Origin of the sequence: Caldanaerovirga acetigignens (assembly GCF_900142995.1) — a bacterium.
Taxonomy (GTDB): domain Bacteria; phylum Bacillota; class Thermosediminibacteria; order Thermosediminibacterales; family Thermosediminibacteraceae; genus Fervidicola; species Fervidicola acetigignens.
The window spans coordinates 190,941-209,775 of sequence record NZ_FRCR01000003.1; the positions used below are offsets into that span (position 1 = coordinate 190,941).

The window sequence follows — 18,835 nt, forward strand, 5'->3', positions numbered from 1 at the left end:
ATCAATAACATTATGCCTTTTGGCTATGTAAATTATACCTCTCATGCCAGAGGGTTATTTATTTTTATTATTTTACCATTTTTAATGTATATTCTGGGAACCCTTTTGGATATGCCGCATACAATTTCATAAGGGATGGTACCAACTATCCTGGCTATTTCATCGGCCGTAACCGCGCCGTCCTTTCCTTCGCCAAAAAGTTCAACATCGTCGCCGGGCATTACTCCGGGAACATCGGTAACGTCCACCATGCTCTGGTCCATACAGATCCGGCCAACTATCGGGGCTCTTTTCCCCTTTATCAAGACCTCCGCTCTGGAAGACAAAAGTCTCGGGTAACCATCTGCATACCCCACAGGCAAGGTCGCAATGATGCTCTCTCTTTTCGTGACAAAAGTTCCTCCGTAACTTATCGGAGTGCCTGCAGGCACCCTTTTTACGTGGGATACGCAGGTTTTAAAGCTCATCACGGGTTTTAAATTGATTTTTTCCCTTTCTACTTCATCGGAAGGGTAGATGCCGTAAAGGATGATGCCGGGCCTTACCATGTCAAGGTGCATTTCCGGAAGGTCGATAATCCCAGCGCTGTTGGCCACATGTTTTATCGGTATTCTGAATCCCCGGCTCTCCAAGGCCGTTACAATCATGTCATATTTCTCAAACTGCTCTTTAGTAAAGCTCTTGTCCCTTTCGTCGGCCTTTGCAAAGTGGGTGAAAATGCCTTCCACTTCAATCCCGGGGAGTTTAAATATCTCCTCAATATCCGTAAGGCACGACATTCTTGCCGGAAAGCCAATTCTCGACATGCCGGTATCGAGCTTTATATGAACCTTGACCTTAAATCCACGCTCTTCGGCTTTTTTTGAAAGCAACTTCGCGGAATTAAGGTTGTAAACGGTCTGGGTTATGCCGTACTCTACTATTTTATCAAACTGCTCCTCGGGTGTAAAACCCAAAATCAGGATGGGCGCTTTTATTCCCGCTTCCCTTAAAGATAAAGCTTCTTCCAAGATGGCCACGGCCAAATACTTTGCCCCGCATGAAAGGGCCGTATTTGCTACTTCCACGGCTCCGTGGCCGTAGGCATCGGCCTTCACCACCGCGCAGAGGAAGGCCCCGGAACTTGTTATCCTTTTTATTTCGTTGATGTTGTGTTCCAGGTTATCCAGGTTTATCTCAGCCCTGGTAGGTCTGAATCTCATATCCATATACTTTCTCCCCTTTTTGCAGGTATTTTAAAGCCTCAGGGATGTTTTCTATTATATCCCCTGCCACCAGCGGGATTTCACCTTTTTTCTCCGCCGCCGCATCCCCTGCCAGCCCGTGCAGGTAGACTCCGGCCGCGGCAGCCTCCACAGCATCAAGACCCCTTGCCAGAAAAGCGCCTATCATGCCGGCGAGCACATCGCCGCTGCCGCCCGTAGCCATTCCCGGGTTTCCGGTGGGATTTATATAGACCGGGTGTCCCGGCGAGTATATCAAGGTGCGGGCTCCCTTTAAGACCACCGTACATCCGAAGGTTTCGCCGGCCTTTTTTGCCACATCCCACCTGTTTTCCTGCACTTCCCGGGGTGTCATGGAAAGCAGCCTTGCTATTTCCCCGGGGTGAGGCGTGATTACGACGGGAGCTTTAGCATCCTTGAGCACCCCGGGACTCCGAGAAAGGTTGTTTATCCCGTCGGCGTCTATCACCATCGGCCTTTCGTATTCTGATACAAAGCTTCTCACGAATTTCGCCGTTTCCCGATGGCACGAAAGCCCGGGGCCGACTACAACCGCATCGCATTTTTGGGCAAATTCCAGTGCGGGCTTTAAAGCTTCCTCCGAGAGCGTCCCTTCCCCCGTATCGGGAAGGGGCAGGGTCATAACCTCGGTCACCTTCACCTCAAGGATGTCGTTCAAACTTTCCGGCACCCCCAGCGTCACGAGCCCTGCTCCGCACCGGGCCGCACCTAGTCCCGAAAGGGCACAAGCCCCCGTCATCCCTTTTGAACCCGCTAAAATGAAAACCCTACCCATGTCTCCCTTGTGGGCATCGGGTGCGGGGCTTTTAATATAGCCTTTTATGAGCGCCGGTTCCAAAAGACAACCATCGGCTTCGAATTCCTCAAAAACCCTGTTGGGTATACCTATGTCCGCGATTACTACCCTACCCGCATAGGCTGCCCCCGGATAGAGCAACAAACCTACTTTCAAAGCTCCCATCGTTACCGTGACATCGGCTTTCACCGCAGCGCCCAGTACCCTTCCGGTCGTCCCGCATATTCCCGATGGTATATCTACTGCAATAACGGGAAGTCCGGACTCATTTATCGCTTCTATGAGCTTTTTGTGAAACCCTCCCACTTCCCCCCTCAGGCCGGTCCCGAAAAGGGCATCCACTACTGCACTAAATCCATCAAAAAGTCCCCTGAGTTTCTCCGATTCGCCATCCCCTTTTAGCTCCAAAACGGGAATTCCCATATTTTTTATGACTTTGAGGTTTACCGCGGCATCCCCCGAAATCTCATTAAAAGGCGACGCCAGAAAAACCATCACCTCAAAACCCATATTGGCAAGGTGTCTTGCGGCCCCAAAGCCGTCACCGCCGTTATTGCCCTTGCCGCAGACCACGGCCACCTTCCGCGGAGATTTCTTTTTTCCGTACACTTCTTCAATCTTTTGCCTCACAGCAACGGCCACCGCTCTGCTGGCGTTTTCCATCAGGACTATCCCCGGAACTCCGTAAACCTCAATAGCCCTTCTATCTATCTGCCGCATTGTCGAAGGACTTACTGCCCTCATCCTTCACGCCCCCTTCCGCCATTGAAAAGGCCACGGCATAATCCCGGCAGTGGGAAATGCTGACAAGCAACCGAGTAAATCCCCAGCTTTCCGCTAATTCCAAAGCCTTTCCGCCGAGCCTCACCGTCGGTTTTCCCGATTCATCCGATAGTATCTGTATATCCTTCCATCTTACATAGCCAATGCCAGTCCCTAACACTTTGCTTACGGCTTCTTTTGCAGCAAACCTGCCGGCCACGTACCTGTAGAGAATCTCGCCTTTTTTTTGTTTAATTAAATTTATTTCCTCTTTTGTAAATATCTTTCTTATAAAATTATCATTCTTCACTGCTCTTTTTATCCTTTTGATCTCTATTATATCGACTCCTATTTCCACCAAAAATCACCTCTATGTTTCCAGGAAAAAAGGGAAATAATATATGCTAGGTTAATCTAATGCAATAAATAATTCTATATTCCCACCCCAAACACCTTCCCGAATATTAAAAAATTTTACAGGTAAGGTATTGACCTTCTTTGACCTTTGTATTATAATTATAATTGCCAGTAGTAAAATTTGTAAAAGGAGGGAATGGTATGCGCGGCCGGGAATTGATGCCTTGGAGAAGAAGAGGATTTTTCCCAAGCATCTTTGAGTTTGACGTAGAAAACTTCCTTGATAATTTCTTCGATTTCTTCGGACAGCAGCCCATCCGGATCGACATGCGGGAGACCGAAAGCGAATATATAGTAGAAGCCGATATGCCCGGTTTTGACAAAAACAGCATAGAAATAAGGTACGAAAACAACATGCTCACCATTTCCGGACAGCATGATGAAATAACCGAAGAAAAGAGAGAAAATTACATTCACCGCGAACGCAGAAGGGGAAGTTTCAGCAGAACCATCCCTGTCCCTGAAAATGTAGATGCAGAAAAGATAAAGGCAAACTACAATAACGGAGTTCTAAAGGTTATATTGCCCAAAATGACCCCGAGCAAACCTTCAGGCCGAAAGATTGAAATAGAATAGGCATTCGTAGCCACAGGCAAGGCGTAAAAATCGCCTTGCCTTTTATTTTTTTCTTATCAAAAGATTATTTCGACACATAATGTAAGGTTTTCAATTTTTTATATTAAAAACCTTACATTTTATTGACAATATTACCCGCTGAGCATATAATTTTTACAAAAATAGTTTACAAGTCACAAACAAGGGGGTTAAAAGAAATGGAGAGCAAATTTAGAGAAGCCTTTGGAAAAAATGTTTTTAACGACTCTGTTATGAGAGAGCGGCTCCCTGAAGCAACATACAAAGTTTTAAAGAAAACAATAGAGGAGGGGATTCCGCTTGACCCATCGGTTGCCGAAGTAGTAGCCAACGCCATGAAGGACTGGGCGATCGAAAAAGGCGCGACTCACTTCGCCCACTGGTTTCAGCCACTCACCGGCGCAACAGCAGAAAAACGCAACTCTTTTATTTCTCCCACTCAGGAAGGCAAGGTTATCGCCGAATTCTCCGGTAAAGAGCTTATAAAAGGAGAACCCGATGCATCTTCTTTTCCATCCGGCGGCCTGAGGAGCACCTTTGAAGCAAGAGGGTATACTGCGTGGGACTGCACTTCGCCGGCTTTCATAATGGATAACACCCTGTATATACCCACAGCTTTTTTCTCCTATACGGGTGAGGCGTTGGATTTGAAAATACCGCTGCTGCGGTCTATGGAAGCCTTGTCAAAACAAGCCCTTAGAGTATTGAGATTGTTCGGCAATAACACCGCAAAAAAGGTCGTCTCAACCGTAGGCCCCGAACAGGAATACTTTCTAATTGATAAAAAGATGTACGAGAAGCGCAAGGACCTAATTCTTACAGGAAGGACCCTATTTGGAGCAAGATCCCCAAAAGGCCAAGAAATGGAAGACCATTACTTTGCTTCTATCAAAGAAAGAATTTCGGCATTCATGAAAGAACTGGACGAAGAATTATGGAAGCTGGGCATACCTGCCAAGACCAAGCACAATGAAGTGGCACCTTCCCAGTATGAACTTGCAATAGTTTACAACACGGCAAACATCGCGGCAGACCACAATCAACTCACAATGGAGCTGATGAAAAAAATTGCTTTGCGGCATGGCCTTGTCTGTCTCTTACACGAAAAACCCTTCACAGGTATCAACGGTTCAGGTAAGCATATAAACTGGTCGATGAGCACCGATGATGGTCAAAATCTTTTGGAGCCAGGCCATACCCCCCACGAAAACGCCCAATTCTTGGTATTTCTCTGCGCCGTAATCAAGGCCATAGATGAATATGCCGATTTAGTGAGGGTAAGTATAGCAAATCCAGGAAATGACCACCGTCTCGGAGCCAATGAGGCACCCCCTGCGATAGTCTCCATTTTCCTCGGCGAGCAGCTTACGGACATTCTCGAGCAGATAGAAAAAGGTGCAGCAACATCATCAAAAAACGGCGGGGTATTGAAAATAGGCGTATCCACCCTTCCCGCATTGTGGAAGGACACAACAGACAGAAACAGGACATCTCCCTTTGCATTTACGGGAAATAAATTTGAATTCAGGATGGTCGGGTCTTCTTCATCAATAGCAACCGCCTGTTTTGTTCTAAATACAATAGTCGCCGAGTCGCTGTCCCAAATCGCCGATAGGTTGGAAAAAGCATCGAATCTCGATGAAGAAGTGCAGGCTTTACTTCAGGAAATTGTCAAAAGGCATAAAAAAATTATATTCAACGGCGATGGATACTCAGAAGAATGGGTCAAAGAAGCCGAAAAAAGAGGACTACCAAATATCAAAAACACCGTTGAAGCGATTCCCGCTTTGATCAGAGAGAAAAATATAAGGCTTATGGAAAAACACGGGGTATTAAACAGGCGTGAACTTGAATCGCGCTACAACATAATGTTGGAAAATTATATAAAAACGATTAATATCGAGGCACTAACCATGATCGATATAGCAATGCGGCAAATAATTCCCGCTACAATAGACTATACCGCAAAGATTTCTGAATCTATTAACTCGATCAAAAGCACGGGACTAAAAATAACGACAACGGCTCAAACCGAGTTACTCGAAGAAATTTCCACGTTGCTTGAGGAATTCAAGAAAAAACTCGATGAACTGGAAACATCGCTTAACGAAGCATCCAATATGGAGGAGGACCTTTATGCCAAAGCCTCATATTACAGGGATGTGGTATTCAGTAAGATGTCCGCACTGAGAGAAACCGGCGATAAACTGGAAAAAATAGTGGACGCAAAACTGTGGCCATTGCCAACTTACACCGATATACTGTTCCTCGTGTAATTTATCATTTCGAGAGGAGATTGCTATGGAAAAATTGTATAAATCTCTGGTCGGCTGGCTGAGGGAAAAAGTCTATGAAGCCAATGCTAAGGGGGCGGTCTTCGGGTTGAGCGGCGGGATAGATTCTGCCGTAGTGGGGGTCCTTTGCAAAAAGGCTTTCGAGGATGATTGCCTGGGGCTCATCATGCCTTGCCACAGTGACCCAAAAGACGAAGAAGATGCGCTAATGGTTGCAGAAAAATTCGGCATTCCATACAAAAAAATTATCTTGGACGAGGTTTTTGACAAATTCGCTGCAATACTTGATAAGACTGAAAATAAAAAAGCTTTAGCCAACATAAAATCTCGCCTTAGGATGATTACACTTTATTACTATGCTGCTCTAAACAATTTTTTAGTGGTAGGGACGGGGAACAGGAGCGAATTGACTGTGGGCTACTTCACTAAATACGGCGATGGCGGAGTAGACCTGCTACCCCTTGGGAATCTTATAAAAAGTCAAGTCCGCGAATTAGCCCGATTTCTCAAAATTCCTAAAGAAATTGTCGATAAACCCCCTACAGCAGGGCTCTGGGAAGGACAGACCGACGAGAGTGAAATGGGCTTGACATACAATCAACTGGACGAATACATCCTCACCGGAAAGGCTTCGAGGGAAATCGAGGAGAAAATAAACGCGATGATAAAATCAAGCGAACATAAAAGAATATTGCCTCTTAAGCCTCCATTTTAACTAATGTTTTTTTCATGCAAGCCGGATTTGCGATGGTTGAAGCAGGCTTCACTCGAGCGAAAAATGCAGGCAACATAGTAATGAAAAAACTGATGGATTTTGCTATAGGCTCTATCGCCTTCTGGCTTGTGGGATTTGCATTGATGTTCGGAAAGGATATGGGTGGATTCGTGGGTACATCAGGATTTTTCCTAAAAGATAGCTTCGAACACCTTCAACTTAATATCCCTCTGATGTCCTTCCTAATCTTTCAGACCGTATTCGCCGCAACGGCCGCAACAATCGTCTCAGGTGCAATGGCCGAAGGACAAAATTTATCGCATATTGCCTATATAGTGCCGCTATTTCGCTCCTCATATATCCTATAGTAGGACACTGGGCTTGGGGTGGCGGCTGGCTGAGCAAGATGGGATTTATTGACTTTGCCGGTTCAACAGTAGTACATTCTATTGGGGGCTGGGCAGCACTTATTGGAGCAACAATGCTCGGTCCCAGGACAGGAAAATATTCAAAGGACGGCAGGGCAAATGCAATTCCCGGCCACAGCATAACGTTAGCTGCTCTTGGCACGTTCATACTGTGGTTCGGCCGGTTCGGATTCAATCCGGGTTCGACTCTCTCCGGCTTGGACGAAAAAATAGGATATATCGCAATAAATACCAACACCGCTGCTGCAATGGGGTGAGTCAAAGAGGCGGCATTTTTCCTCCATGGGAGGAAAAAACCGTCTTTTTGTTTTGTTAAAATTTGCAAGCCTTTAAAAATGAACTTAACAACTTTTTTACAACAAACTTGACATAAACCATTGACGACCTGGCAATGTCGATATATAATTTAGAATCAAACTCTTGTATACAATCATACGTGAGTTCCCAGTATTATTTAGTGCAAGGAGGGAAATAATGATTGAGCCTTTATATTCCAAAGATATTTCAGGATGCGCCATATTCGGCATTATAAATACCAAAGGAAAACCGATTAAAGGCGATGTCATCACAGAAGCTATTTCGGTAATGCACGAGCGTTCTAACGGCCTGGGAGGTGGCTTTGCCGCCTACGGAATATATCCGGAATACAAAGAATATTATGCTTTCCACATAATGTTTCTGGATGAAGGCATCAAGGAATCGGTAGAAGCTTACCTCCAGGAAAAGATGGTGCTGGTTAAAAGCGAAGACATACCAATCCGTAAAAAGATGAGTTTCTTAAATACTCCGATCCTGTGGAGGTACTTCCTCGAAGTCCCACAAAGCAAACTAACCCCGAAAATAACCGAAGAAGACTACGTTGTGTCAATAGTGATGAATATAAACAAGCGTTTTAAGGGAGCTTTTGTTTTTTCCAGCGGCAAAAACATGGGAGTTTTCAAAGGGGTTGGCTATCCCGAAGATATAAGCAGGTTTTACAGGCTTGAAGAATATGAAGGATACCTTTGGACGGCTCACGGAAGATTTCCTACAAATACCCCGGGTTGGTGGGGAGGTGCCCATCCTTTCGCTTTGCTGGATTGGTCTGTGGTTCACAATGGAGAAATAAGCTCTTACGGCATAAACAAAAGATATGTAGAAACCTTCGGCTATGAATGCTCTTTGCTTACAGACACGGAAGTAATTGTTTACCTGCTCGACCTTATGATAAGGCGCCACAGGTTACCTATAGATATAGCCCTTAATGCATTGGCCCCTCCCTTCTGGAGCGAAATAGACTCCATGGAAAAAAACATGAGAGAGGCTTTAACAGCTTTGAGAATAGTCTACGGAAGCGCCCTTTTAAACGGGCCGTTCAGCATTATTATCGCCAACAGCGAAAGCATGATAGGCCTTACTGACAGAATAATGCTGAGGCCTTTCGTAGCCGCTAAAAAAGACGATTTTGTCTATATGGCTTCTGAAGAAGCTGCAATTAGGGAGATATGCCTAGAACCCGATGCCGTCTGGAGCCCAAAAGGCGGAGAACCAGTAGTAGCGCGTCTGGAGGTGCAAATATGAACTTCTCTTATCCAGAATTTCTAGTCAAGGTAAGCGAAAATTGTATAAAGTGCCGGCGTTGTATTAAGGAGTGCAGTTTTGGAGTATTTTCCTGGGATGGGGAAAAAATTAAAATTAACCATGAAAAGTGCGTAGCATGTCATAGATGCGCTGCCTGCTGTCCAGCATCTGCTATAACCATCTTAAAATACCCGGTCAGTTTCAAAGAAAATCATCTTTGGACGGAAGAAATACTCCGCGATATAAAAAAGCAGGCATATACCGGCGGTAAGATACTCACCGGCTGCGGAAATGACAAACCTTACCCTGTTCTTTGGGATAAGATGCTTATAGATGCGTGTCAGGTGACGAATCCATCCATAGATCCTCTGAGAGAACCCATGGAACTTCGCACTTATCTTGGTAAAAAACCGGAAAAACTGGAATTCTGGCACGACAAATCCGGCGAGATAAAACTTACTACGGTAATGGAACCTCAAATAAAGCTCGAAACCCCTGTAATCTTTGCAGGAATGTCTTACGGCGCAGTAAGCCTAAACGTGCATTTAATTCTGGCAAAAACAGCTCAGGAATTAGGAACCATCATGAACACCGGGGAAGGAGGGCTATCTCAAGAGCTCTTACCATATAAAGACCACATCGTTGTGCAAATAGCTTCCGGGAGGTTCGGAGTAAATCTAGAGTACTTGAACTCCTGCGCCGCGATCGAGATAAAAATCGGCCAGGGTGCAAAACCTGGCATTGGCGGACACCTGCCAGGCGAGAAAGTAACCGAGGAAATATCAAGAACCAGGATGATACCGGCCGGAACGGACGCCATATCCCCTGCGCCCCATCATGATATTTATTCTATCGAAGATTTAAGGCAGCTTATCTACGCTATAAAGGAGGCCACCCGATATAGAAAGCCGGTCGGGGTGAAAATAGCTGCCGTTCACAACGTGGCGGCCATCGCTAGCGGAGTGGTAAGAGCCGGAGCCGATATCATCACTATCGACGGCTTCAGAGGTGGCACGGGAGCTTCCCCAAAGGTGATAAGGGACCACGCAGGGTTGCCGATAGAAATTGCCCTTGCACGGGTCGACGAACAGCTTCGAAAAGAAGGCATACGTCATCTGGCATCAATTGTCGCAAGCGGAGGGATAAGAAGCAGTGCTGATGTTCTAAAAGCCATAGCCCTTGGTGCAGACGCTGTTGCTATCGGTACAGCAGTTCTTATTGCATTAGGCTGCCACCTTTGCCAGAAATGTTACACGGGCCTTTGCGCATGGGGCATAACCACGCAAAGACCCGAACTTACAAGGCGCTTAAATGTGGAAGAAGGAGTCTTAAGGGTAACAAATTTAGTAAAAGCCTGGAACCTGGAAATCAAAGAAATCCTGGGAGCATTAGGTATTAATTCGATTGAAAGCCTTCGGGGCAACCGGGAAAGGCTAAGAGGCATTGACCTAGATGAAGTTTATCTGGACGTGCTCGGGATAAAACCGGCCGGCAGATAAATCTCAAGCATTTCATAATTCTTCCGGAGGGATATAATAATGAAAATTGACGCAAGAGGAATGCATTACATGGAACTAAACGAGAGGATTCACGATGCGGTACTAAAAGGGATTAAAGAGATCGACATTGTAAACGTCCTAGGCCAGCGCTATATAGGCACGGGTATAGGAGAAAAAGTTGCGATAAATGTCTACGGAACTCCGGGCAGCGACCTTGGAGCTTTTATGGATGGCCCGGTCATCAATGTTTTTGGAAGTTGCCAGGATATAATAGGAAACACCATGAATAACGGCAAAATAGTAGTGCATAAAGATGCGGGAAATGTGGTAGGGCTTTCGATGAGAGGGGGCAAGATTTTTATAAAGGGCTCAGTAGGCTACAGAACCGGAATTCATATTAAGGCCTACAAAGACCAGTGTCCCGTTATCGTCATCGGCGGTAAAGCCGGTGACTTTCTCGGAGAATACATGGCAGGAGGAATATTAGTCGTTCTGGGAATTTATGGCAGGGAGAAGGACCCAATCGTTGGAAGATTCATAGCTACCGGAATGCACGGCGGCACAATATATATAAGGGGGAGCATAAATAAAAGTCACGTCGCCCACGACGTGAGCATTGAAGAAATAGACGAAAATGACTTATCAGCACTAAAAAACATAGTCCAGGAATTCTGCGATGCTTTCGGAATAGCCGATCCCAATTCTATACTCTCTCACAATTTCATAAAATTAAGGCCTAAGAGCCACAGGCCTTACGGACAAATGTACGCTTATTAAAAACTTTTTGTCATTTTTCCCCATTCATGCCGGGTAGTTTTACGCTTCCTTTTTTAAATATATTCCTGCTATTTGCTGGCAAATATTCTCTGTATATTTCACCGTTAGATGACGATAATCCATCTCCCGATTTACTTACTCCTTCCGTCAACCCTAATTTATAAAGGCGCACTATAAAACTTCCCCTTATCGTTTCTCCATTTTTTTCGTCGGCATCTATCTTGAGCTCTCTTATTTCAATTAAAGCTTTGAGATTTTCAAGGTAGACCAAATACCCCACGAGGTCTCCATAATCCCCGGCTACTTCTATTTCAAAAGGCTTGTAGCTCAAACTTTCAAGCTTCCCTTCCTCAGAAGGGCGAAATTTAGTTATCCTCAGCCCTGACTGAGGAGGGTTTACCGAAAGCAAAAACGAGTCATCGTCGTCAAAATCAACGTTTAATTCCTCCAAAAGCTCATAAAATTCCCGCATCGCCGCTTCTTTTTTATTTACAATTTCCGGTAAATTTTCGACCCGCTGTTTTAGCATGGAAAGTTTATCATTTTCAGCCTTCAATTGCGACCTGAGTTCTATGTAATGAGGCAAAGCTTTATTAATCGATAACGATATTGAAAATGCCAAAAGCACAATAAGAATATAAAGTATCATCCTGCCCTTTTCCCGCATGTTTTTCGCCCTTTCCAATTATTCACTTTCTAGGGAAATATGTCTGCCGTAACGGTAAATTCCAAAACGGGCTTTCCGCTTTCGTCTTTTCCCCTTTCCTGAACCGATTCCAGATAAACGTTTTTAAGCAGAGAAACATCCTTCAAAGCTACGTAGAAATCACCTATCCTCTCGAAACTGGAAGAAACGCCCACCATCTTCAATTTGTTTTCGGGCCCTATTTCTATGGATTTTATCCATACGTCTTGAGGAAGCGCATTCTCTATTTCGATCAAAAATTTCGACCAAAAGATTCTGCCTTGCGCTACATTTTTTACTTCCTCCCTTTTCTTTTTCAGGTTCTCAAGCAGTTCCTGCTCCCTAATCACCTCTTTTTCTTTAATCTCGTAAGATTCCACCTCACGTTTTACATTTTCGAGTGTTGTTTCCAAAAAATGTGAATTTACGAGTAAAAAAAGGTAAAACGACAATAAGACGAAAAAGGCCGTCCCAAATATAACGCCGGGCGTTTTTACATTCAATAATTTTCTTCCGGAACGCCGCAATTCCTCCGGCAGGAGATTTATTTCATACATCCTTTATCTCTCCCTCAATGCCAAACCTACTGCTACTGCGTATTCGGGCCCGAGGCCTAGAGGAGTTACCACTTCAGATGAAATTCCCATCCCTTCTTCCAAAATAGATTCGATATTTGATATATATCCTCCTCCTCCGCAAATAAGCAATCTCTCGGGGATGTAGTCATACTTTTTTTGCATTCGGTAAAAGTCAAGAGAACGCCTTATCTCCTGCACCAGATCTGCTGCAGGGTTTAAACTCGATGGAAAGGCTACTCTTGCCATTTCCCTGCATCCAATGTTTACCGCTCTGCTGAATGCTAGCTTCCCTGATTCTAACAGCACCACATAGCTAAAGTTTTCGCCGATGTCCACGGCTATAATATTCCCTCTTTCGCCCAATGTCCTGAAGAGGCGGCAAAGAGCAAGGGGAATCAAATCAATTGCTTTCAATTTTAGGCCCGTTTGCTTGAATAATCCATAATATTTTTCTGCCAGCTCCCGCCTCAAAGCAGCAAGGAGAACCCTCATCTTCCCGGGTTCACCTTCCACCTCGTCTTCTAAAATTACAAAGTCGACCACCACGTCTTGGTCTGCAATGGGCAAATATTTAGACGCTTCGTATTTCAACCCTGCTCTAAGGTCTTTTTCCGTCATCTTCGGCAAAAGCACATACCTAACAATGGCCTTGTCAGCACCTAACGCAAGAACCGCTTCGGATACGCGCACCCCTATCTGCTCCAATGCTATTTCAAGAGCACTTTTTATTTTTGAAAAATCATCCGCTCCATTTCCCTCAATCGTCGCCGTGCCCTTGCCCAATACCCTACCCTTATCAACGGCCACTGCTTTTATACGGCTGGTTCCTATGTCCACACCCAAAAAACTTTTACTCCCAAACCCAAATATGCCCACTTTCCGACCCCCAAAATATTTATTGCACGCTCCAGCTTTCAATTTCAATCTCCATACCGGAAGCTCCGCTACTTTCTCCAAAAGCAAGCTCCATAAGCTCGGAATGCTCTTCCACCAGAGAAGGGTCACAGTTTATGTCAAGATGAGCGCTATTGAACTCAAAACCTTTTGATAGTATCGCTCCCTCAATGCGCACACTGCCGCTTGAGATTTCAATTTTACCTTCTGTTACTATCAGAGCCCCAATATTGACTGATGAACTAGTAACTTTTATGCCTTCCCGGGCTATAATGAGCAACATGTCATCTTCCGTCTTCGGCATGAGGCGTACACTGCCTCTTTCAAACAATACTCTTCCATCGACAAAAATTACAGCTCTGCCGGTGTAGTTCGCACTCGAAAAATTTGCATCCCCTTTCACATAATATACTCCCTCGTAATTGGACTGGGAAAAAAACTTGTCTTCATAAAAGCACTGACCGTATTCGCTTGCCAAAATCCTGTATCTTTCTGCATCCATTTGGGGAAAGGATGGTACATTATCGTATAATTCCTCAATAATAGTTTCGGGAAAATCTGCATTTCCGCTAGTAATTTTTATTTCCCCTGAAAGAAATAAATTGAATCCCTCTAACCGCATATAAGCGCTTTTTATATTTAATCCTCCGTTAATATAAAAAACAGGAGAAGTTCCCTCTTCTGCTGTTATGAAGACGCTTCCGCTATTTATCAAAATATCCTCTTTTTTATCAGGAAGTATACCAATTCCTTTCAATAGTTTTGTAAAACCTATGAAATGTCTAATTTTTACTACTGCGACAATGGTCTTTTGTGCATTTCCAAACGTTCCAACCGCAGTTATTTTCAATCTTCCCTCATCCCCTTGTATTCTTTGAGCAGTCACACTTTTAATGTAACTTTTTTTTTCTCCCTTTTCAAGATAAAGCTCTTCTGATATCAAAAGTCTAGGAGTTTGCGAGATTTCTTCTAAAAGCCGGGGATTTTTCTTTATCATAATAAGCGCCCTTTCCACTCCGGCCTGTGCCGTGTAAAGGGCCTGCATCCGGTCGCTCAGCTTGCTCACGGAGAGCCTGTGACTTGCGGTCAGGGTGAGCGTTGCAGCGCTTAAAATCATCACCACAGCAAGCACAAGCAACACCAGAACGAGGGCCTGTCCCCTTTTTTTATTTTGCTTTAAGTATAAAAAAAAAGCCAAAATCGACCCCTCCTACCTGAAAGCCCTAATAACAGCCGAGGTTTTCAACGTCATCACTGCCTTATTTTCTTTCGATATCCCTATTCTGGCCGTTAAGGCGATTTCTATTCTCCTTACATTTTCGGGGCTAGTGGCAATATTGTTGCCATTGTAATATCCGACTTCAAAGCCGGTCACCTTTTTTGCCAGGACTTCCCGTTTCCCTTCGAATATTTTTATCAATTCTTCTTTTGCCGAGTCCCATTCATAAATTACTTCTTTTGCATCCACAATGCCTTGGGAAGCACTACTCTGCGGTATTACTTTTATGTGCAGCTTCGATTGTTCTAAATCAATTACCTCTACAGCAGACATTATGTCCCTGCTCATACACTCAAGAGCATATTTTAATTCCTCCTGTACGTCAAACCTCGCTTCATCCCTCTTCCAGGTAAGAATCGATTGCTGGTAAAGGGTAAGGGCTGCTCCTACAACGAGCGTGAACACCGAAAGGGCGACGACGACTTCTATTAGGGCGAAAGCTGCTCTAGAACTTTTGCTTTCGTTCATCACCAGTCACTCCTGTCGGTCACCAGAGTCGCAAGTTCCTTCATGGTATCGGCATCGTATACCGTAACTTTTATTCTTTTTATCCCTTCTATCCCATTATCCTCCACCAGTATTTGGTATTTATATTGGGGATATTCGTCAAAGGAAATCGGCTCTGTAACCTCCGAAGCATCCAACTCATCATACTCCTTATCATACAATTTTTCTAGCACCATCTGCGCCAGGTTCAAGGCCATTATCATTTCCCGAGATTCTGCGGTCCATCTTGTCCCCTGAAAAAAGGCGTTCATAATGGGGACAGTAGCAACTACTATGATCAAAGTGGCAAGGAGCACCTCGACAAGGGTAAAGCCGCCGATTTTTTGCCCTGAGTTCATCGCTTGCGCCTCCCCAACGAACGCCCTTTAATAAGTCATCCCTAAATGGAGTGAATAAATACGTTCACATACCACCCGAAAACGACCTCTCCCCATAAAAGGCCAGCAATCGCCCCGATGGAAATAAAGGGGCCGAAAGGCACGGCGTCCTTCCTCCCCTTGAGCTTTAATAAAAGAAGGAAAGCTGCCACAATGCCGCCGGAAATTACAGCCAAAAAAAGCGAAAAAACAGCCTTCGGCCACCCGAGAAAAAATCCCACCATCGCGGCAAGCTTCGCATCGCCAAGCCCCATTCCGCCACGGCTCAGGATAATGACTGAAAGCAGGATTCCTCCCGATGCAACACTGCCAAAAAACGAAGACAAAAATCCAACTTCCCGAAAATAAAGCTCAAACAGCCCGACCCCGATAAACCCTGCCGCCACCAACCGATCCGGGATAACGTAATGTTCCAGGTCTATGAACGACGCCGCTATCAGGATACAGCCCAAAAAAAGGTATTTCAAGAGAGCCGCACTTAACCCGAAATGCCAAAAAAGCACAGCGAAAACCGCACCCGTCAGGAGCTCCACTGCCACGTACCGCGGGGAGATCTTCTCCCCGCAGTGGCGGCATCTGCCCCGCAGGGCAAGGTAACTTACCACCGGCACAAGGTCGTACCATGCCAGCACCCGCCCACATGCAGGGCAGCGGGATCGCCCCCAAATTATCGTCTCTCCTCGCGGCAGGCGGTATATGACTACATTGAGAAAACTGCCGATAAATAGGCCTACTAAGAAGAAACTCCCCATCCAAAACATAGTTATCTTTCAAGTCCCTTCCCTTTGCTCAAATTCCAAACACTATACCATTACAATCCATCCATCCAGATGACCACCGAAATATAATACTTGCCGTTTTCCTCTCCTACATAGGAATAACCGATATCTTCTCGAATTTGCCTGTCCACGGCGTCGCGAATCCCTTCTTCAGGAAAACCGCCGATAGTAACCACGGCGCATTTTGTGTTGTTAACCGTAATCGGATTGCCCCCGGCGTCATACACGGTGCCTGTTATTCTGCTCTTCCAGTAGCGGTAACGCCCGCCCCAAGGCGTGGCGCCGGGCGGCTTCTCCAAGTAAGGCCCGTTCCAACCGGCATTACCGTCGGGCTTCATGAAGTACACAAAGCCATAGTCGTCGCTGAAGCCGGGGTCATAGAAATCCTGCCCTGCCTTCGGCCAATCACCGGTATCGGCGTAATAGGCGTAACCGGCCGCCTTTATTGCCCGAACATCGGCGACCACCCGCGATATCTTCGCCTTTTCCATCGCTTTGAAGACATTGGGCACAATAATAGTCGCCAAGATACCGGCGATGGCGATAACTACCAAAAGCTCCACCAGGGTGAAGCCTCGCTGGCCGCGTCTCAGGTTTGATAGACCAAGCCTCACGGTTCACATCCTTCCCAGAAAAAATAACATCTGCTCACCATCTACCCCTTGCCGGAAATGAGATGAGGCGAGTTAAGGTAGGGCCGGGTAGCCTGCTATAGGCGCATGAGCACCACAGGCAGGCTACTCCGACCGGGCAATTTGCATTATTGAGTTGCAGGCTTACTGTAAAGAATCCCTTAATCCTTTGAAATTAAAATATACACTTTTTTGGCACTTTTGTCTTGAATAACCATACTTTCGCCTAGATCAGCCTTCAGTCTGTCGGAAGCACTATCCGGTACAGACTGTAGTTCTAAATACCTAGCAAGATCGTTACCTGCTTGATTGTCCCAGTTGTGATTGCTGTCGTTTTGATATAAATACTTTCCACCCCACGGGTTTTTGGAAGGCCACCGCTCTAAATATGGACCATTCCAATTACTTTTATCAGGATCTGATGTGAAAGGGTTACTCACAAAACCTGGGTCGTTTCCATTATTATTCGTAAGATCTGCAGGCCATTTTCCTAAGTCAGCATAAAAGTTCAACGCTGCCGCTTTAATTGCCTTATAATCCGCTTCCGCCGCCGCTACTTTGCTTTTCTCTATAGCATTGAAAGCATTGGGTAGGATTATTGCAGCAAGGATACCGATAATTGCTATTACAACTAGGAGCTCCACAAGTGTAAAACCTGACTGGTACTTTCCTTTCTGGAAAATCCCTTTACCCATAAACAAAAACCCCCTTAATTTTTTATTTTTTTCGTTTATTATATTCATCACCTTTTTTTATTTTCTCTTGTCCACCTCCCTCCATGTCAACCCATATTCCCTATTATCTGGAAGTACGGCAGCAGTATGGAAATAACGATGAATCCCACCGCCGCACCCAGCACGACTATCATTACCGGCTCTATCATCGAAGAAAGTCGCCTAGTTGCTTCTTCAAGTTCGCGTTCGTAGAAGTTATTGACTCTCTCAAGGAGAGCATCCAGAGCACCTGTCTCTTCTCCCACTGCTATCATGGCTGTCACCATCGGCGGAAAAAGGCCGCTTATTTCAAGGGTATCCGCAACGCTCCTGCCTTCCCTGATGTTTTCCCTAGCCTGAAGGATAACGTCTCCCACTACCTGGTTTCCAACGGTTCTCGCCGCCACTTCAAGGGCCTCCATTATTGGGACGCCACTTTTAAGAAGCGTCCCTAAAATCCTGCTGAAGCGCGATATCACTGCTTTTTCGTAAAGAATCCCTACTATGGGGGCCTTCAAGAGCCACTTGTCAACCTTTCGTCTTGCGCGCTCCGATTTCATTAAGCGGATTGCGAAAAAAGTAAGTGCCAAAAGCAGGACAAATATTGCATACCATCCCCTTCGAAGTGCAATGCCGGTATGTAAAACCACCTTAGTAGGTAAAGGCAGTTGCACTCCCAGAGAATTCATCACGTTTTGAAAGGCCGGAATAACAAAGATAAGGAGCACCATCAATACTGCTACTGTCAAAGAAATTATTATGGCCGGATACACCAAAGTCGACTTTATTTTCTCTTCCAATTCGTGGTCTCTCGCAAGATGGTCCGAAAGTTCTTCCAAGGTTTTGTCTAGGGTTCCGCTGATTTCTGCCGCCTCAATTGAGCGGACAACAATCTGAGGGAATATACCTTGTTGCCGTTCCAAGGCTTCATAGAATGCGAAGCCTTCTCTTAAATTTTCCAGTATTTTCTCTATGCTTTCTCTCATTTTCTTCTTTTCAGTTTGTGTTGAAAGCATTTCTAATGCAGGCACTATGGGGATTCCCGCACTGATCATAGTGGCTAATTCTCTGAAGAAAACGGACAGGTCTTTTTTGTTGACTCTGTAAAACGCAGATTCAATCCAGTTAGCTATTTCTAGCACCCTTGTTTTTTTCAGTTCGACCACAAAAAGGCCTCTATCGTCAAGTTCCCTCAATGCCTCCTCTTCGCTTTTCGCTTCAATTTTACCTGTAATCAATTCTCCTCGTTCTCCTCTGGCTTTATACCCGAAAATTGCCATATATGTCTCACCTGCGATTTATAAA

Annotated in this window: 19 protein-coding genes and 1 pseudogene; 7 read left to right on the forward strand and 13 right to left on the reverse strand. The window is 45.2% G+C overall.

The window, feature by feature from the left end:
* Window positions 1-41 precede the first annotated feature (41 nt).
* Genes alr through acpS form a run of 3 tightly spaced genes read right to left on the reverse strand, consistent with a single transcriptional unit; the run spans window position 42 to window position 3,160 of the window.
* Window positions 42-1,208: an alanine racemase gene (gene alr / locus BUB66_RS03650; RefSeq protein ID WP_073254793.1), complete on the reverse strand. Its 1,167-nt coding sequence runs from the start codon at window positions 1,206-1,208 to the stop codon at window positions 42-44.
* Entirely contained in the window at window positions 1,177-2,784 is a 1,608-nt protein-coding gene (locus BUB66_RS03655; protein ID WP_073254796.1) for a bifunctional ADP-dependent NAD(P)H-hydrate dehydratase/NAD(P)H-hydrate epimerase, read from the reverse strand. The genes alr and BUB66_RS03655 overlap by 32 nt, the downstream gene beginning before the upstream one ends.
* Window positions 2,744-3,160, reverse strand: coding sequence for a holo-ACP synthase (gene acpS / locus BUB66_RS03660; RefSeq protein ID WP_084098722.1), 417 nt, complete (start codon window positions 3,158-3,160; stop codon window positions 2,744-2,746). Before acpS ends, BUB66_RS03655 begins: the two co-directional genes overlap by 41 nt.
* Before the next feature lie 200 nt (window positions 3,161-3,360).
* Between acpS and BUB66_RS03665 the strand changes: the two genes are divergently transcribed.
* From BUB66_RS03665 to BUB66_RS03695, 7 genes and pseudogenes are all read left to right on the forward strand, one after another.
* Window positions 3,361-3,795, forward strand: a complete 435-nt coding sequence (locus BUB66_RS03665) for an Hsp20/alpha crystallin family protein (protein ID WP_084098691.1) — start codon at window positions 3,361-3,363, stop codon at window positions 3,793-3,795.
* 197 nt (window positions 3,796-3,992) lie between these two features.
* Complete coding sequence (locus BUB66_RS03670) at window positions 3,993-6,089, forward strand: glutamine synthetase III family protein (protein WP_073254802.1); 2,097 nt, start codon at window positions 3,993-3,995, stop codon at window positions 6,087-6,089.
* A 25-nt stretch (window positions 6,090-6,114) separates the two neighbouring features.
* Window positions 6,115-6,822: an NAD(+) synthase gene (nadE, locus tag BUB66_RS03675; protein WP_073254805.1), complete on the forward strand. Its 708-nt coding sequence runs from the start codon at window positions 6,115-6,117 to the stop codon at window positions 6,820-6,822.
* A 5-nt stretch (window positions 6,823-6,827) separates the two neighbouring features.
* Window positions 6,828-7,504: pseudogene (locus BUB66_RS03680) on the forward strand (ammonium transporter); the annotation flags it as partial.
* 220 nt (window positions 7,505-7,724) lie between these two features.
* Window positions 7,725-8,810: a class II glutamine amidotransferase gene (locus tag BUB66_RS03685; protein ID WP_073254808.1), complete on the forward strand. Its 1,086-nt coding sequence runs from the start codon at window positions 7,725-7,727 to the stop codon at window positions 8,808-8,810.
* On the forward strand, window positions 8,807-10,309 hold the full coding sequence (locus tag BUB66_RS03690) for an FMN-binding glutamate synthase family protein (protein WP_073254811.1): 1,503 nt from the start codon (window positions 8,807-8,809) through the stop codon (window positions 10,307-10,309). The genes BUB66_RS03685 and BUB66_RS03690 overlap by 4 nt, the downstream gene beginning before the upstream one ends.
* 39 nt (window positions 10,310-10,348) lie before the next feature.
* Entirely contained in the window at window positions 10,349-11,086 is a 738-nt protein-coding gene (locus tag BUB66_RS03695) for a GltB/FmdC/FwdC-like GXGXG domain-containing protein (RefSeq protein ID WP_143156199.1), read from the forward strand.
* A gap of 10 nt (window positions 11,087-11,096) precedes the next feature.
* On the opposite strand, the gene pilO is transcribed toward BUB66_RS03695, so the two are convergent.
* The 10 genes from pilO to BUB66_RS03745 form a co-directional block, all read right to left on the reverse strand.
* Entirely contained in the window at window positions 11,097-11,771 is a 675-nt protein-coding gene (pilO, locus tag BUB66_RS03700) for a type 4a pilus biogenesis protein PilO (protein ID WP_073254817.1), read from the reverse strand.
* Window positions 11,772-11,782: 11 nt separating this feature from the next.
* Window positions 11,783-12,328 carry a PilN domain-containing protein gene (locus tag BUB66_RS03705; RefSeq protein ID WP_073254820.1) on the reverse strand — a complete coding sequence of 182 codons (546 nt, stop codon included), beginning with the start codon at window positions 12,326-12,328 and terminating at the stop codon, window positions 11,783-11,785.
* 3 nt (window positions 12,329-12,331) lie between these two features.
* On the reverse strand, window positions 12,332-13,225 hold the full coding sequence (gene pilM, locus BUB66_RS03710) for a type IV pilus biogenesis protein PilM (RefSeq protein WP_073254823.1): 894 nt from the start codon (window positions 13,223-13,225) through the stop codon (window positions 12,332-12,334).
* Window positions 13,226-13,244: 19 nt separating this feature from the next.
* Window positions 13,245-14,441: a PilX N-terminal domain-containing pilus assembly protein gene (locus BUB66_RS03715; RefSeq protein ID WP_073254826.1), complete on the reverse strand. Its 1,197-nt coding sequence runs from the start codon at window positions 14,439-14,441 to the stop codon at window positions 13,245-13,247.
* 12 nt (window positions 14,442-14,453) lie between these two features.
* Window positions 14,454-14,990: a PilW family protein gene (locus tag BUB66_RS03720; protein WP_073254829.1), complete on the reverse strand. Its 537-nt coding sequence runs from the start codon at window positions 14,988-14,990 to the stop codon at window positions 14,454-14,456.
* Window positions 14,990-15,367: a hypothetical protein gene (locus BUB66_RS03725; RefSeq protein ID WP_073254832.1), complete on the reverse strand. Its 378-nt coding sequence runs from the start codon at window positions 15,365-15,367 to the stop codon at window positions 14,990-14,992. The genes BUB66_RS03720 and BUB66_RS03725 overlap by 1 nt, the downstream gene beginning before the upstream one ends.
* Window positions 15,368-15,408: 41 nt before the next feature.
* Window positions 15,409-16,158: a prepilin peptidase gene (locus BUB66_RS03730; protein ID WP_244269737.1), complete on the reverse strand. Its 750-nt coding sequence runs from the start codon at window positions 16,156-16,158 to the stop codon at window positions 15,409-15,411.
* A 59-nt stretch (window positions 16,159-16,217) separates the two neighbouring features.
* Window positions 16,218-16,799: a type II secretion system protein gene (locus BUB66_RS03735; RefSeq protein ID WP_073254837.1), complete on the reverse strand. Its 582-nt coding sequence runs from the start codon at window positions 16,797-16,799 to the stop codon at window positions 16,218-16,220.
* A gap of 179 nt (window positions 16,800-16,978) precedes the next feature.
* Window positions 16,979-17,560, reverse strand: coding sequence for a prepilin-type N-terminal cleavage/methylation domain-containing protein (locus BUB66_RS03740; RefSeq protein WP_280144535.1), 582 nt, complete (start codon window positions 17,558-17,560; stop codon window positions 16,979-16,981).
* A gap of 38 nt (window positions 17,561-17,598) precedes the next feature.
* Window positions 17,599-18,810: a type II secretion system F family protein gene (locus BUB66_RS03745; RefSeq protein ID WP_073254844.1), complete on the reverse strand. Its 1,212-nt coding sequence runs from the start codon at window positions 18,808-18,810 to the stop codon at window positions 17,599-17,601.
* Window positions 18,811-18,835 lie beyond the last annotated feature (25 nt).

Coding starts and splice junctions, on each gene's coding strand:
- alr (WP_073254793.1), bottom strand. CDS start 1,208: ATGGATATGAGATTCAGACCTACCAGGGCTGAGATAAACCTGGATAAC.
- BUB66_RS03655 (WP_073254796.1), bottom strand. CDS start 2,784: ATGAGGGCAGTAAGTCCTTCGACAATGCGGCAGATAGATAGAAGGGCT.
- BUB66_RS03665 (WP_084098691.1), top strand. CDS start 3,361: ATGCGCGGCCGGGAATTGATGCCTTGGAGAAGAAGAGGATTTTTCCCA.
- BUB66_RS03670 (WP_073254802.1), top strand. CDS start 3,993: ATGGAGAGCAAATTTAGAGAAGCCTTTGGAAAAAATGTTTTTAACGAC.
- nadE (WP_073254805.1), top strand. CDS start 6,115: ATGGAAAAATTGTATAAATCTCTGGTCGGCTGGCTGAGGGAAAAAGTC.
- BUB66_RS03685 (WP_073254808.1), top strand. CDS start 7,725: ATGATTGAGCCTTTATATTCCAAAGATATTTCAGGATGCGCCATATTC.
- BUB66_RS03690 (WP_073254811.1), top strand. CDS start 8,807: ATGAACTTCTCTTATCCAGAATTTCTAGTCAAGGTAAGCGAAAATTGT.
- BUB66_RS03695 (WP_143156199.1), top strand. CDS start 10,349: ATGAAAATTGACGCAAGAGGAATGCATTACATGGAACTAAACGAGAGG.
- BUB66_RS03705 (WP_073254820.1), bottom strand. CDS start 12,328: ATGTATGAAATAAATCTCCTGCCGGAGGAATTGCGGCGTTCCGGAAGA.
- BUB66_RS03720 (WP_073254829.1), bottom strand. CDS start 14,990: ATGAACGAAAGCAAAAGTTCTAGAGCAGCTTTCGCCCTAATAGAAGTC.
- BUB66_RS03725 (WP_073254832.1), bottom strand. CDS start 15,367: ATGAACTCAGGGCAAAAAATCGGCGGCTTTACCCTTGTCGAGGTGCTC.
- BUB66_RS03730 (WP_244269737.1), bottom strand. CDS start 16,158: ATGGGGAGTTTCTTCTTAGTAGGCCTATTTATCGGCAGTTTTCTCAAT.
- BUB66_RS03740 (WP_280144535.1), bottom strand. CDS start 17,560: ATGAATATAATAAACGAAAAAAATAAAAAATTAAGGGGGTTTTTGTTT.
- BUB66_RS03745 (WP_073254844.1), bottom strand. CDS start 18,810: ATGGCAATTTTCGGGTATAAAGCCAGAGGAGAACGAGGAGAATTGATT.